The sequence below is a fragment of the Adhaeribacter aerolatus genome (assembly GCF_007991635.1).
GTDB lineage: Bacteria > Bacteroidota > Bacteroidia > Cytophagales > Hymenobacteraceae > Adhaeribacter > Adhaeribacter aerolatus.
The window spans coordinates 187,099-200,730 of sequence record NZ_BJYS01000007.1 but is presented as its reverse complement, the minus strand read 5'-3'; the positions used below and the strand labels follow the sequence as shown (position 1 = coordinate 200,730).

Genomic DNA, 13,632 nt, shown 5'->3' with positions numbered 1-13,632 from the left:
AATAATTAGTTTGGTATTACCTCCTTTTATTTACGAATTTTTTCTTTTTTAGGTACGCGTGGTAACCTGCTAAAAAGAAAAGTATAAACCCAATAGCGCGGAAGGCAGGCAACCGGAAAGCAGCGGTAGCTATTATTTTAAAAAGAGTTATACCAAATAGAAAATTTGAGGTACCATAGCCATGCAGCAAGTAGCTTTGTCTTTCGGTCATTCTGTATAATTCGAAGAATGCCAAAAGAATCTTCTGCATAGGTAAGCCAGACAGGCAATATAATAAGCTTGTTATTTGCCTGTAACGCCTTCCAGACAGAAGATTCCTACGGAATGGACGGCGGAGAGAGGATGATTTATATCTTTAACTCCAAAAGGTCATTTATACTATTCGGTATAAGGAGATTACTGTAAAAAGCTATTTGCAGATCTCCTCCAGAAAACCAAGACATAATAAAATTTAATAAGTAAGGGGACAAAATTACTTTGATATACAAATTATAATAGCGTACTCTATTTCAATAGTTTATATACTTAAAACTTATTACTTATAACTTTCAACTTACTTATTGCTTTATGATTAAAGGAAACTGGTGGAAACCGAAACAACCTTTCATTTAGAACTGAATCTGGAACAGCTTGTCGAGCTGGCTTTGGTTAACGGCGGCCGGCATTATCCGGAAAACTTTATTGCGCAGGTTTACTAAAAACCGGTTTTGTAAGTGGGCCACCCTGCCTAGTCGGTACGATTGTTTAATCACCCATTGTGTCCGGTTCCGGCGTATTTTTTCGAACTGGATGGCTGCTTCGGCAAAAGAATTAGCTTTTCGCCACACTTCGGCCAAAACCACCCCGTCTTCTATGGCCTGGCAGGCACCCTGACCCATGTTGGGAGTCGTGGCATGACCGGCATCCCCGATCAGCAAAATATTGCCAAAGGAATACCGCGGCAGTGCCGGTAAATCGCAAATGTCATTCCAAATGAGTTGGTGCGTTTGGGTGTGGGCCAATATTTCCGGAATGGGCGCGTGGTAATGGCTAAAAGTTTTTCTTAAATCGGTAATATTGTAAGCTTGCATCACGGCGCTGTTTTGTGGGGCATTTACGCAGGCGTACCAATAAACTTTATTATGAGCAAGCGGCACGTAGCCAAACCGGCCCTTGGTGCCCCAGGTTTCGATCGCCGCCGTTAAGTTAAGGCCGGGGTTTTCGATGACGGCCCGCCAGCAGGTATAACCGGCGTAACGGGGCTGCACTTGTGGTAACAATTTCTGCCGGATAGGCGAATTTATACCATCGGCTAGGATTAAATGGTTAACCGTAGTGGTGCTGCCATCTTCAAAAAAGAGTTCTATGCCGGCCGTGGTTTGTTTAAGATCGATTGCTTTTTTATGCAGGTGTAAGGTGCCAGGTGCAATATGATCTTGGAGTACCCGGTGCAGTTCGGCCCTATGAATGGTAAAGTTATTCAGGCCGTATCGTTGGCTGAGCAAGTTACTATCGGTAGCGTTAATAATATGCCCTTGCTCATCCAGGATTCGGTAAGAATCTAAAGAAAGGCCGGCCGCAATTACCGCCTCGGCAATGCCTACATGGCGGAAAGCTTTAATAGCGTTGGCTGCGAGTCCTAATCCGGCGCCTATGGGTTTTATTTCGGGAGCGGCTTCAAATATTTCGGTTGGTATTCCCTGCCGCTGTAGCGCAATAGCCGTAGTTAAGCCGGCAATACCAGCCCCAATTATTCCGGTTCTCATAGTAAATTCTGGATTGAAATTAATACTACAAAGGTGGGGCAGAAACCGGAGAAAAACGCTACAAGCCTAATTATTCCTGATTGAGTCGAGGGTGGCGGGTGGTTTATGAGCCCGGCTTTCTTTGGCCTGCTGGGCTAAACGTTGTTTGTACGGCCTTACATTGCCATAAATCTCAAAAACGGTATCGCGCTTGAAAATTATTAAACTGCTATCCGGATAAACCTAGAAAAGCAAAAAACGGTCGCGTTGCGGCGTGTACTTTTCCGTTGGTTTTACCGAAGCCACAAAGCCGCCGCTGTACCAGGGCTCTCCTAATAATTTTTCCACCTCTCTTTTTTTCATGCCTACCTGCGCTTTAAAAGCAATTGGCTCTGGCCGTTGGCAAGCGGAAAAAAAAGTTTATAAATACCAAAAGAAGAATGATGCCGGCAAAACGCATTTAGTTTAGATAAGCTTGTGGTGGCGCTTTACTTAATGGCTCCTCTGATTTCCTGCTCCAATAAAATAAATTTTTGCCGCCAGGTATTAATTTCCTGGCGGGCATCCTCTAGCTGGGATTTTACCGCATCCGGATCAGAATCTACGCGGGGCGCGAGTTTCGCCAGCTCAATCAGCATGGTACCTACTGAATGAGCAGCATTGGTTTCACCGCCTATATAATCCCATAACCGTTGTTGCAACGTTTGGAGGTTGCCGTAAGAAGCCTGGTTCAGGTATTGGTAAAGCCCTTTTTGCTCCAGCTTATAAACGGCTTCCCGCAATGTATCGCAGAGCTGAAACTGGCGATATTTAGTTTCCCACCCCTGAAAATCGGCCAGCTCATATATCATCTTTTCGGCTTTATATTTATCGCCAAACTGCAACTCGGATAGTATCTGGGATAAATGTTGCTTCAGGATGGTTAGGGTTTCATCTACGAGTTCGGCCGTATCGGCGAGGGCATCCTGCATTTCTTTCCGGTTAGCAGCCGGGATTTGCGCGGCAGATTTCAGGCCGGAGAATAACCCTTTTATTATTTCCAGTACTTCGCTGAAACCTTCTACTTTAACCACCATCTTTTTCGGTTTTATTAGGTTAAGTTAGAGATAAAAGAGAAAAAAAACTCTGTGTAAGCATTTAATATTTTGGAATGCTGGAGGGTAATTAAGCTAAGCGCCTGCTGGTTCGCCATTGGTGGCATTAACTCTGCCCAATCCAACGCTTTTGCCTAACTTCTGGCCGGTGAAAACGCACGGCCAGAGCTACTCCCTAACTAATTTTTAAAGGTTCAATGGCTTATAGGTTAAAAAAATAGAATAGATTAATCCGGCTCGGGCAATTCTTTTACCGGGGTAATTACTACTTCGTGTAAGCGCCAGTTAATATTTTTTATTTCCTGGGCCGCTTCCTCAATGTGCTGGGTCAGGTTCAAATCTTCGGCGGGCACCACAAAGGCTTCGCCCATGTAAATATGGCCTTCTTCCCGTAACCTTACCTGCACATCACGTATCCAGGTTTTGCGGCTCAGGTGTTCACGCACCAGCTTTATCAGCGGATCAGTTTCCTGGTTATTAACCGTTTTGGGTTCCTGGTTCATTAAATCTACCACGGCTTGTTTTAAATTTTTGTAGCCATCGTGCAAAATATCCAGCGATATTAAAGCCGCCGCCGCTGAATCGGCCCACCACAATCCAAATCCAATGCCGATTATCCCGACAATGGCCGCCAAACCCGTCATCCAGTCCGCTTTATTCATTTCAGCATCGGTGTATAAATTCTTTTCGTGCAGTCTTTCGGCCAGCGGTAATTTCATGCGCCCTAGAAAAACTGCCGGAACAGAGCCGTAAATTAAAGCTCCTATCATGAGGTAACCCAACCAAAACGAATGACCAAATAAAGTTATCATCCCAATGGTAGGTCGGTCCTGCTCTACAATAGTCATACCCGAATCTAAAAGCAGAAAGCCGCCTACGGCGAAAAGCGCCAGCGAACTGCATAAATAAGCAATGCTCACTACGCGGTGGTAGCCATAAGGAAATTCTTCATTTGGCTTTCGGGAAAAGATGCGGGCTGAGATTAAAAAAGAAACCGAAGGGGTCAGGCTTAGTAAATCTTCGAACCAAGCCGTTTTCATGGCCTGCGAATTGCCCATGGTCAGGTACATGACTACTATAGCAGATAGCAGGTAAAAAACGGTTATCCATTCCAGCTTTTTCGCTTTTTCAAAATCCTTTTGCAGGTCCGGGGGATATTCAAAATTCTCGATTGGTCTCACGGGGCAGTAGTCTTTTTAAGTTTTTCTTCCTGATTTTTTAAAAACTTCTCTAATTCCAGCACAAAAGCGTTTTCGCCTTTCTGCACGGCCATTACATGTTTATCCTTTTCTTTTTGCAAATAAGGTTTGGTAAACGATATTTTACTTTTCCAGGCATTTTTGTCCGTGAGGCCGGCAATTACCAGATGTAACTCTTTCTTTTCCAGCCTTTCGAATAAATCCTGCTCGGTATCGTTTTGCCACTGAATGCGTGCTCCGAGGCCGGCGGCAAATTCTTTTATTAACTGGGCTTCGATGCCGCCCGGCTCTGTTGCTGTTTTAATTACCCAGGGCGGATTTTCGGCGTATCCCACCACCAGCGTTCCATGTCGCACCTTTTCCAAGGTTTTATCCGGATCTTTCGGGTAATTTTCGCATCCTGCAAAAAGCCAGATACCGAGCAAAAACAAAACTTTTATTTTCATAAACCAGCGCTCAAACTGTTTTGTAAAATTAGCTAGTGCGTATATACGAAAGCTTAGATAAATTGGCTACTAAACCCGTATAAGGTTGTTCTGGAGAAAAGGTCGGCCTCCTTATTTGAAGCAGGAGAAGGTATCTGCCAAAAGACAGCCGGTGCCAATTCGCCATAAAAGAAATAAACCTATTTTATATGATTAAAGCCATCAAGATTTATACTGGTCCGGACGGACATACCCAAGTGACACACGGCATGGTTGCCGAAAATTATTTAACTGAAGCTGTTTCGGTGCGGTTTAAAACTACGCCGCCGCACGGCACTTACGACTGGCACCCGGCACCTACTACCCAATATGTAGTTACCTTAGCGGGTACGCTGGAATTTGAAACTTTTACCGGCGAAAAATTTATACTGCGGCCCGGCAACGTACTAATTGCGATGGACACCACCGGCTCGGGCCACAAATGGCGGCTGATTGATGACCAACCCTGGGTGCGGGTTTACGTGGCTTTTACCCCGGATGCCCAGATTAATTTTGTGCCCGACGAAGTGAGTGCCGATTAAAGGCACCCGAACCTCACAGCAAGGTTAAGGAGTTTATTTGCCTTCCTTTGGGATAAAAGTTATTCTGGCGTAAATTGCTCTGCTTAATTCTTAAAATAAGTACATCAACTACCCGTGATTAAAAAGTTTTTATGCTCTTTGGTTTTCCTGGTATTATTAGTAGGTCAGGTGCAGGCCCAAAGAAGTAAATCTATTGATGCGGAAGCTACCCGCGAAACCCGGAACCTTTATCGCAACCTGCACAAATTAGCGCAAAAGCACACATTGTTCGGGCACCAGCACGCCACTGAATACGGCCACGGCTGGGCCGGCAACGAGAATCGGTCGGATGTTAAGTCGGTAACCGGTTCGCACCCAGCAGTAATTGGCGTAGATTTTAGCGGTTTTTCGGGGCGGCCGCATGAAGCCATTAAAAAAGCAAAAGAAAACCTGCGTAAAAACGTAGTAGATACCTACAACCGTGGAGGCGTAATCACAGTGGCCTGGCATTTCTCTAATCCGGTCTCGGGCGGCGGCTTTTACTGGAAAGATTCGGTTTCATTGCCCGCTGTCAAATACATAATTCCGGGCGGCGAGGCGCACGATAAGTATAAAGGAATATTGCGGGGTATTGGCGAGTGGGCGCACAGCATCCGGGGCCAGGACGGTAAACTGGTGCCGGTTATTTTCCGCCCATACCACGAGTTCGACGGCGGCTGGTTCTGGTGGGGGAAGCCGCATACCTCGGCCGGGGAGTTTAAGAGTTTATGGCGTTTTACGGTTACCTACCTGCGCGACAGCCTGAACGTGCATAATTTCATTTACACTTTTTCGCCGGACAATAAATTTAATTCGGAAGAAGAGTTTCTGGAACGTTACCCTGGGAATGAATGGGTGGATATGGTAGGCATGGACAATTATGCCGATTTCGGCCGCGACCGTTACGACATCGAAACCGGTGCCCGCAAGCTGAAGATAGTTTCGGATTATGCCCGGAAAGCCGGCAAACTGGCTGCTTTTACCGAAACCGGTCTGGAATCTGTTCCGGATACTACTTGGTGGACCGCAACCTTGTTAAAAGCAATGCGAACGCATAAAATGCAACTGGCTTATGTACTGGTCTGGCGAAACGATACCCGCAGCCCCACTCATTATTATGCACCATACCCAGGTCAGGCTAGCGTGCCTAATTTTATGAAGTTCTACCAAGACCCTTATACTTTGTTCGAAAATGATTTAAAGAATATTTACCGTCGTAAATGGTTTTTGGGGTTATTCTAAAATAGATTGCATAAAAAAGCTCTCCTTCACATGAGCAGGAGAGCTTTTTTCGTTTATTTCAGCGCAGGAAATTACCTGGTATTGCCGCTCTGAAAATCTTCGCTTGGCAGGAGCACCTTATCAATAACGTGAATTCTACCGTTCGCCGCTTCTATATCGGATTTAACCAATTCGGCGCCGCCAACCGTTACGTTGGTACCGGAAGTACCAGGTTGCCCAATCGGAATGTAGCTGTTGTCGGTTACCCGGATACGGCTGTTATCCCGGAGCGCACCCGATGATACATCAGAAGCAATAATGTGGCTTTGCAGCATGGTAGAGAGCAAAGCGGTATTTTCAGAAGATAATAGCGTCTTTAACTTATCTTTGGGCATCCGGGCAAAAGCCTCGTTGGTAGGTGCAAATAAAGTTACATGTTCTACCCGTTGGATATCATCTGCCAGGTTGGCTTGCTCCAGCAATTTAACGAAAGTAGATAGGTTAGGGCTTTTTCTGGCTAAGGTTAGTACATCGTATTTTTCGGTGTCATCAACCTTGTCGAACATGTCATTGATATCTTCCGGATTCTCCATAGCCAGGGCCGTAACTGATAGCGTTGCTACCGGAACCAGCACTTGCTCTTTTACCACCAGTACATCCAGTTGTTTACCTTGATTTTCGGCGGCTAAACCACCCATAGTAGCCGTTTCAGATCGGTTCATGCTATCAGTTGCAGCAGTTCCCGAACTTTGGTTAGAACTGGCGCATCCGTACATGGTAAATGAGGTTGCTGCAATAACGGCTACTGATTTTAAATATATACTTTTCATAACTACAAACTTTAAAAAATTTAACAAATTCAAATCCGAAACAAATGTGTTTCTTGGTATAGTTAAACTGATTAAAGTATATCATGTTTCATTTTAGTAAATTTTTATAAAATTAACTTATTATATTTCAATTAATTACATTTTTGTGTATTGGTATATTAATAATTTAATAAACTAATATTATTGGGGATATTATTTAAAAACTTAGTCATATCTGGTAGTTTTATTATTTTTTATTGGTAAAATATTTTCAGCTTTTTATTTTAGTATAGTTAAAATTCAGAGGCATAGCTTAGGTTATATTTAAAGATTTCTGCCGTCCGTAAGTCCATCAACAATAGGGCAGAAGTTACTTTTTGTTCATTTTGGCATAGTATTTGGAAAATGCATGGGTATACTGCCATTTAGTATAGTGGTCATTGTCAGAATAGTAAATAACTAAATTTAATAAACGAGAAAATAAATGAATGCGAAACAGTTTTTTGCCGGGATTACCCTTTCTGCCTTACTCGGCGGCGGTGTAGCCATAGGCGGCTACAAATTGTCAGAAGATAATTTAACAAATACGAAACAAGAAGTAGTAAATAATCCGCAGGTGCGTTACACCAGCGAGATGCGCAGCAGTAATGTGGCGGTACCAGAGGGACTTAACTTTCAGAAGGCGGCCAATGTGGCGACCCCTGCCGTGGTACACGTGATGACGGAATATAGTGCCAATGTGGTGTCACGGGAAAGTAGCCCTATGGATCCTTTCCTCCGCGATTTTTTTGGCGATAGCTTTCAGCAGCAAGCCCCCCGTGGTCCGCAAAGAGGTTCCGGCTCGGGTGTTATCATTGCCCCTGACGGCTACATTGTAACCAACAACCACGTAATAGACAAGGCTAATAAGATTGAAGTAGTGCTCGACGATAAGCGTACTTATGAAGCGACGTTGGTGGGTACCGACCCTTCGACCGATATTGCTTTACTTAAAATTAAAGCCGAAAAACTACCGGCTTTACGTTACGGCAACTCCGATGATTTACATGTAGGCGAGTGGGTGTTGGCCGTGGGTAATCCCATGAATCTTACCTCTACTGTTACCGCGGGTATTGTGAGTGCCAAAGGACGTAACATAGATATATTGCGGTCGAAAGACCCTAACCAAAAATACAGCATCGAATCGTTTATCCAGACCGATGCAGCCGTAAACCCAGGTAACAGCGGGGGCGCACTGGTAAACCTGAACGGCGATTTAGTAGGTATTAACACGGCCATTGCTTCCCAAACCGGGTCTTTTGCCGGCTATTCTTTTGCCGTGCCATCCGCCATTGTGAGCAAGGTAGTTGACGATTTGCTGAAATACGGTGAAGTGCAGCGGGCTTTATTAGGGGCTGAAATCCGCGAAATAGATGCGGCTTTTGCGAAAGAAAAAGATTTAAAAACCCTGAATGGTGTATACGTGAATAATGTATCGGAGAAGGGGGGCGCGGAAGAAGCCGGCATTAAATCCGGTGATGTGATTACCGCCATCAACAACGTAAGCGTAAAAAAATCTTCGGCTTTACTGGAGCAGATTGCCCGCTATCGGCCTGGCGATGAAGTAAAAGTAACTTACCTGCGCGATGGTAAAGAGCAGACTGCTAATGTTACCTTAAAAAGCCTGAGTAACAGCACGGCGCTGGTAAAAAGCAGCAATGCCAAAGCCATTACCTTTAACGGAGCTACGTTCTCGCCGGTAAGTAAACAGGAAATGACCAAACTGGGTATTCAGGGTGGCGCGAAAGTTTCAGATGTGAAAAACAGCAAATTCCGGGAGTCTGGCATGACCGACGGCTTTATTATTACCCGCATTGACAAGCAAACGGTGAAGGAGCCGGCCGATATTGAAAAGTATCTGAAGAGCCAGGAAGGTCGCGTGGTATACGTAGAAGGATTTTATCCGGATGGACTGAAAGCTTATTATCCAATCGGTAATAAATAATATTGTCTTTAAATTTAGAAAAGGCTTCTGCAATACTGTAGAAGCCTTTTTTATTTTATACGATTTTAGTTTTTAAAACCAGCTCGTCTAAATGGTATTGCATAAATGGTCTGATTTCTTATCGGTCTATCTTTTGAAAGATTACATCTTTCAAGGAGCAGGTGCTAACTGTTTTCAGAAGCCTAAGAAGCCTCCCGGCCGGCGGGCCCCGTTTGGCCACTCGGGCTGCTCATCTTTCCTTTCCTCCTGCGTCGGAATGCTGCGCACCGGAAACCCAAAAGAGCATCTTCCAAAAGGCCCTCGCTGTCCAAACTGCTGTAATATGCGCTTAGCTGATGCCTCACCAGGTTCAATCATTAATTAAGCCTCCGCAACAAAGCTATTCTATAATGTTCCGGTTCGGCCGAACTCCTTCCCTGGTTCAGGGAAGGTGCCCGGAGGGCGGAAGGGTTTAGCTTAATCTGAAGAAAAATCCACTACCCAGGCGAATGCCAACGCATCCGCTAAAGTAAGGAGAAAGGCCCTAAACAGACCATGAAAAAACTTTAATTCAGAACTAATACTAAAACCAGGCCCTCTGGTAAATATTGTTTAAGTAAGGTGTAAAAGTTTTTTCGTTTCAGACAATATTGAAAATGCTGAAGCAGCGCTAGCTGGTTTACAGAATACCACAAGAAATATATTTATGTATATTTAGTTTTCTTACCTTTAAAATTAGCCGGTTATGCAAAGAAGAAATTTTGTGAAATCTATGGTATTAGGAGCTGCGAGCCTGAGGGTAGCACCAGAACTGCTGGCAACGCCACCGGCTAAAGCGCTTGGCGTACAACTCTGGAATATTCGGGAATATCTGAAGAAAGACTTAACCGGCTCGCTGACCAAATTAGCAAAGTTAGGCTATAACCAATTAGAACTCTTCGGCTACGATGGCACCTATTGGGGTAAAAGCCCGAAAGAGTTCAGCATAATCTGCACGGATCTGGGTTTTACCATTATTAGCGCGCATTATGAAACCGGTCGGATCGATAAAGCAAAAGGTACTTTGTGGTACGGCTGGGACAAAGCCGTGGAAGATGCTGCTCAAATGAATATTCCGTATATGATTTGCGCTTGGTTGTTTAAAGAAGAACGCACCAGCCTGGAGCTTTACAAAGAGTTGATTGATAAACTAAATAAATCCGGCGAAGCCTGCCGGAAAGCTAAAATCCAGTTTGGTTACCATAGCCATAACTTCGAATTTCCGCCCATCAATGGTGTGGTGCCTTACGACTTGATACTCCAAAAAACCGAACCCGAACTATTAATTATGGAAGCAGACCTGTTCTGGTTTACCAAAGCCGGCATTGACCCGGTGGCCTATTTTAAAAAATATCCGGGCCGTTTCCCGCTGTGGCATGTAAAGGATATGGAAAGAGGTTCTGAACAATTTGCCGAAGTAGGCCACGGCGTTATTAATTTCGACCGGATATTTGCCGCCCGACAGATAGCCGGCCTGAAACATTTCTTTGTAGAGCAAGACCAAACCAGTCGCGAACCTTTTGAAAGTTTGGCCATGAGCCGCGATTATATTTTAAAGAAGAATTATTAGGCAGCCCGGAAAAAGCAGCTTTGCTAGTGTTTTTACTTTACAGTTGGCCTAAATAATATTTAATCGGTGTAATAAACCGCTATTTCTGAAACGAATATAAGTAAGGGACTTTGTTGGCTTAAATATATTGCTGGCCGGTAGGAACAGAGGAGAAGCAAAATTACAGCGCAAGAATAGTTTAGGAAATCAATTGAAAGGTAAATATTTCTTTGTACTTTTTAGCCTTAACATAAAGATTCTAACTTAAACAATCTTTTCATTTTAAAAATCCACCATGAAAAAAGCAAGCTTACTCCTCTATGTTCTATTATTAGGTATTTCCTTTTATGGTTTTTCACAAAGCACACCCAAAGATTTTTTTGCGGCAAAATGGGAGATTTCCATTACCGGAACGCCCAACGGTGATGCCAAATTTGTAACCGAACTAGCCAGAAAAGAAGGAAAACTTACCGGGGAATTAAAGGACCCAACCGGTACCCGGCCTGAATCCATTCCGATTACCAAAATTGAAGAAGGGAACAACCAGATCACAATTTACTTCACTGTTCAGGAATATGATGTAAACATGGTGCTGGCCAAGGTAGATGAAAATAATCTAAAAGGTTCGACCATGAGCCAGTTTGAAACAGCCGCCATTAGAGTTAAAAATTAAAAGCTGATTTTTATTTAGACCAAGGAAGTTGAATTGAGTTAACTTTTTACCTAATCTGGGTACTTCATTTTATATAGCAAACAAGTTAGTGCATCAATAGCATTAGGCCTTCTGGCTGGCTAGCTATTATGCTGGCGGGGTATAAATTAGCTGTAATAGTTGTTTATAACCCGCCAGCATTTTGGCTTTCAGTACACTTATGTTGGTGGTTAATGTTTGGCATAATACCCGATAATGGTTGTATCTGATTAGCAACGATTGATTGCAACTTATTGAATTCAATTTATAAATTCGATTATTTTATCTAAACCTGTTCCGGAATATTTTGTAAAGTGTATGGGTAACAAGTGGATGGATGTATTTTTCGGTGTGGCCGCTTACCTGATTAATTGTTTTCTCTACCTGTCGAAAAACCCCGGATTCACCGGCTTCTCCTGGCCAAAGCAAAACCAGACAGTTTATCTCCCGCAGTTGCTATTTTTTTCAAAGCTAATCAAGTAATAGTGATCTTCAGACAAGTTCCTGGCATATCCGGGCGCGAAAAGATACCGTTAAATTTTGAGCCTTGGGCCAGAGATATAATTGCCTTTTGTTAAGTTCATAACCAAATTGAGGTTTCTTTGTTAGGAATCAGTAATGGGAATATACGACTTATAATACGGCGGCTAATTATCTAGGCAAAGGTAAAAAGATTGTGATTTGAATCAGCGAAACCTTATACGAGAGGCAGAAAATTTAGAAGAGGATGAAAGACGCAATGGAACTGGGAAGAGACTATTGGCAGCAACAACTAGCGTTAGTGGCTGATGCTAATTGCCTACCCTAAATATTTGATTAAGTGGCCGACTCTCATTGTTTAACAAGCATGAAGGAATATCTTAAGGATCAAAAATTGCCGGGGATTAATAATAGCGGACGACCGGGATGCCGTTGGTACCGTACAACGCACCATGAACACAGCGCAAATACTTTCAAAAAGCCAGCAAAGTATAATACCGAATGGCCCACAGGCCTTTCCTCAGACAGCTTACCGGTGATTTGGATTAGTATGCTGTCTTGTCTGAACGCATCAGGTAAAGCAAAATAGCTACTCATGCTAGGCTACTACCGGTACAGGCTAAATGGGGAACTTACGACTTAAAAATGCAGCGTCTTTTATATGGAACTATTAAAAAAATATAAACAGGTCCGGGCCCGTACCGAAGCCATTTGCCGGGGATTGCAAGCCGAAGACTTTGTGGTTCAGCCGGTGGTTGATGTAAGCCCTCCCAAGTGGCATTTGGGGCACACTACCTGGTTTTTCGAAACATTTTTGCTGCAACCAAACGCCCCTGCTTATGAGCTATTCAATTCCCAGTACAATTATGTTTTTAATAGTTATTATGAATCAGTGGGGGCCAGGGTTGTGCGTACCGATCGGGGGAATCTGAGCCGGCCGTCAGTTGCAGATATTATGGCTTACCGGGCTTATGTAGATGAGGCCATGCACGGCTGGTTATCGGTGGCCGGTATGCTTACCAACGACTTACAAGCTACGCTGGAACTGGGCTTAAACCACGAAGAACAGCACCAGGAATTACTTATTACCGACATTAAATATATTCTGGGACATAATCCCCTGCTGCCAGCCTATTCAACGGACTACTTAAAGCCCGACGTTCCGACTATCGGGGAGGAGCAATGGATTTCGGTTCCGGAAGGGGTATATGAAATGGGTGCTAAGGGCGATAGTTTTTGTTTTGACAATGAGCTAAACCGCCATAAAGTTTATGTAGCAGCTTACCAAATTCAGCAGCAATTAGTTAGCAATGCCGCATATCTTCAATTTATACAGGCCGGCGGTTATACCGATTTTCGCTTCTGGCACGCCGAAGGCTGGGAGTGGGTGAAGGCCAACCAAATTATTGCCCCGCTATACTGGCATCAGCTGGAAGGCAACTGGTATCATTACACGCCGGAGGGTTTGGTGCCATTACCGCTGCAGCAACCGGTCTGCCATATCAGCTATTATGAAGCCTGGGCCTATGCCCAATGGCGGGGTTTAAGGCTGCCCACCGAGGCCGAATGGGAAATAGCGCAGGACCAAATGCAGTGGGGTTCCCGTTGGGAATGGACCGAAAGTGCCTACTTACCTTACCCCGGATTTACCAAAGCCGAAGGGGCCATTGGCGAGTATAATGGTAAATTTATGGTTAATCAAATGGTGCTGCGGGGAGCGTCAGAAGCAACTTCTCCGGGCCATAGCCGACCTACTTACCGCAATTTCTTCCAAACGCCCTTACGCTGGCAGTTTACCGGCTTAAGGCTGGCCCAAAATCTTTAATTATTTACACTCTC

At 44.2% G+C, this 13,632-nt stretch carries 12 protein-coding genes; 6 read left to right on the top strand and 6 right to left on the bottom strand.

The window, feature by feature from the left end; genetic code table 11:
- Positions 1-608: 608 nt before the first annotated feature.
- From AAE02nite_RS07175 to AAE02nite_RS07160, 4 genes are all read right to left on the bottom strand, one after another.
- Positions 609-1,745, bottom strand: a complete 1,137-nt coding sequence (locus AAE02nite_RS07175) for an FAD-dependent monooxygenase (protein WP_146896425.1) — start codon at positions 1,743-1,745, stop codon at positions 609-611.
- Positions 1,746-2,212: 467 nt separating this feature from the next.
- Entirely contained in the window at positions 2,213-2,800 is a 588-nt protein-coding gene (locus AAE02nite_RS07170) for a hypothetical protein (RefSeq protein ID WP_146896423.1), read from the bottom strand.
- Between the two features lie 245 nt (positions 2,801-3,045).
- Positions 3,046-3,999 (bottom strand): cation transporter, encoded by a 954-nt coding sequence (locus AAE02nite_RS07165; protein WP_146896421.1) that lies wholly within the window; start codon positions 3,997-3,999, stop codon positions 3,046-3,048.
- Positions 3,996-4,463 carry a transporter substrate-binding domain-containing protein gene (locus AAE02nite_RS07160; RefSeq protein ID WP_146896419.1) on the bottom strand — a complete coding sequence of 156 codons (468 nt, stop codon included), beginning with the start codon at positions 4,461-4,463 and terminating at the stop codon, positions 3,996-3,998. Before AAE02nite_RS07160 ends, AAE02nite_RS07165 begins: the two co-directional genes overlap by 4 nt.
- A 188-nt stretch (positions 4,464-4,651) precedes the next feature.
- On the opposite strand from AAE02nite_RS07160, the gene AAE02nite_RS07155 reads away from it, so the two are divergent.
- Complete coding sequence (locus AAE02nite_RS07155; protein WP_146896417.1) at positions 4,652-5,023, top strand: cupin domain-containing protein; 372 nt, start codon at positions 4,652-4,654, stop codon at positions 5,021-5,023.
- A 117-nt stretch (positions 5,024-5,140) separates the two neighbouring features.
- On the top strand, positions 5,141-6,283 hold the full coding sequence (locus AAE02nite_RS07150; protein ID WP_146896444.1) for a glycoside hydrolase family 26 protein: 1,143 nt from the start codon (positions 5,141-5,143) through the stop codon (positions 6,281-6,283).
- A 71-nt stretch (positions 6,284-6,354) separates the two neighbouring features.
- On the opposite strand, the gene AAE02nite_RS07145 is transcribed toward AAE02nite_RS07150, so the two are convergent.
- Positions 6,355-7,092, bottom strand: coding sequence for a fasciclin domain-containing protein (locus AAE02nite_RS07145; protein WP_146896415.1), 738 nt, complete (start codon positions 7,090-7,092; stop codon positions 6,355-6,357).
- A 463-nt stretch (positions 7,093-7,555) separates the two neighbouring features.
- Between AAE02nite_RS07145 and AAE02nite_RS07140 the strand changes: the two genes are divergently transcribed.
- Positions 7,556-9,055 carry a Do family serine endopeptidase gene (locus AAE02nite_RS07140; RefSeq protein ID WP_146896413.1) on the top strand — a complete coding sequence of 500 codons (1,500 nt, stop codon included), beginning with the start codon at positions 7,556-7,558 and terminating at the stop codon, positions 9,053-9,055.
- Positions 9,056-9,229: 174 nt separating this feature from the next.
- Here the strand turns inward: AAE02nite_RS07140 and AAE02nite_RS07135 are convergent, their stop codons facing one another.
- The gene (locus AAE02nite_RS07135; protein ID WP_146896410.1) at positions 9,230-9,412 is read right to left on the bottom strand and encodes a hypothetical protein; all 183 of its coding nucleotides are present in this window, start codon (positions 9,410-9,412) and stop codon (positions 9,230-9,232) included.
- A gap of 367 nt (positions 9,413-9,779) precedes the next feature.
- Here AAE02nite_RS07135 and AAE02nite_RS07130 point away from each other — a divergent pair, with 367 nt between their 5' ends.
- From AAE02nite_RS07130 to egtB, 3 genes are all read left to right on the top strand, one after another.
- Positions 9,780-10,643 (top strand): sugar phosphate isomerase/epimerase family protein, encoded by an 864-nt coding sequence (locus AAE02nite_RS07130; RefSeq protein ID WP_246150849.1) that lies wholly within the window; start codon positions 9,780-9,782, stop codon positions 10,641-10,643.
- 274 nt (positions 10,644-10,917) lie between these two features.
- Positions 10,918-11,295, top strand: coding sequence for a hypothetical protein (locus tag AAE02nite_RS07125; protein ID WP_146896408.1), 378 nt, complete (start codon positions 10,918-10,920; stop codon positions 11,293-11,295).
- Positions 11,296-12,454: 1,159 nt separating this feature from the next.
- Positions 12,455-13,618 (top strand): ergothioneine biosynthesis protein EgtB, encoded by a 1,164-nt coding sequence (gene egtB / locus AAE02nite_RS07120; RefSeq protein ID WP_146896406.1) that lies wholly within the window; start codon positions 12,455-12,457, stop codon positions 13,616-13,618.
- Positions 13,619-13,632 lie beyond the last annotated feature (14 nt).

What these genes read in the sequence shown, in the direction of transcription:
- AAE02nite_RS07175 (WP_146896425.1), bottom strand. Translation starts at nt 1,745, where the DNA reads ATGAGAACCGGAATAATTGGGGCTGGTATTGCCGGCTTAACTACGGCT.
- AAE02nite_RS07170 (WP_146896423.1), bottom strand. Translation starts at nt 2,800, where the DNA reads ATGGTGGTTAAAGTAGAAGGTTTCAGCGAAGTACTGGAAATAATAAAA.
- AAE02nite_RS07160 (WP_146896419.1), bottom strand. Translation starts at nt 4,463, where the DNA reads ATGAAAATAAAAGTTTTGTTTTTGCTCGGTATCTGGCTTTTTGCAGGA.
- AAE02nite_RS07155 (WP_146896417.1), top strand. Translation starts at nt 4,652, where the DNA reads ATGATTAAAGCCATCAAGATTTATACTGGTCCGGACGGACATACCCAA.
- AAE02nite_RS07145 (WP_146896415.1), bottom strand. Translation starts at nt 7,092, where the DNA reads ATGAAAAGTATATATTTAAAATCAGTAGCCGTTATTGCAGCAACCTCA.
- AAE02nite_RS07140 (WP_146896413.1), top strand. Translation starts at nt 7,556, where the DNA reads ATGAATGCGAAACAGTTTTTTGCCGGGATTACCCTTTCTGCCTTACTC.
- AAE02nite_RS07135 (WP_146896410.1), bottom strand. Translation starts at nt 9,412, where the DNA reads ATGATTGAACCTGGTGAGGCATCAGCTAAGCGCATATTACAGCAGTTT.
- AAE02nite_RS07130 (WP_246150849.1), top strand. Translation starts at nt 9,780, where the DNA reads ATGCAAAGAAGAAATTTTGTGAAATCTATGGTATTAGGAGCTGCGAGC.
- AAE02nite_RS07125 (WP_146896408.1), top strand. Translation starts at nt 10,918, where the DNA reads ATGAAAAAAGCAAGCTTACTCCTCTATGTTCTATTATTAGGTATTTCC.
- egtB (WP_146896406.1), top strand. Translation starts at nt 12,455, where the DNA reads ATGGAACTATTAAAAAAATATAAACAGGTCCGGGCCCGTACCGAAGCC.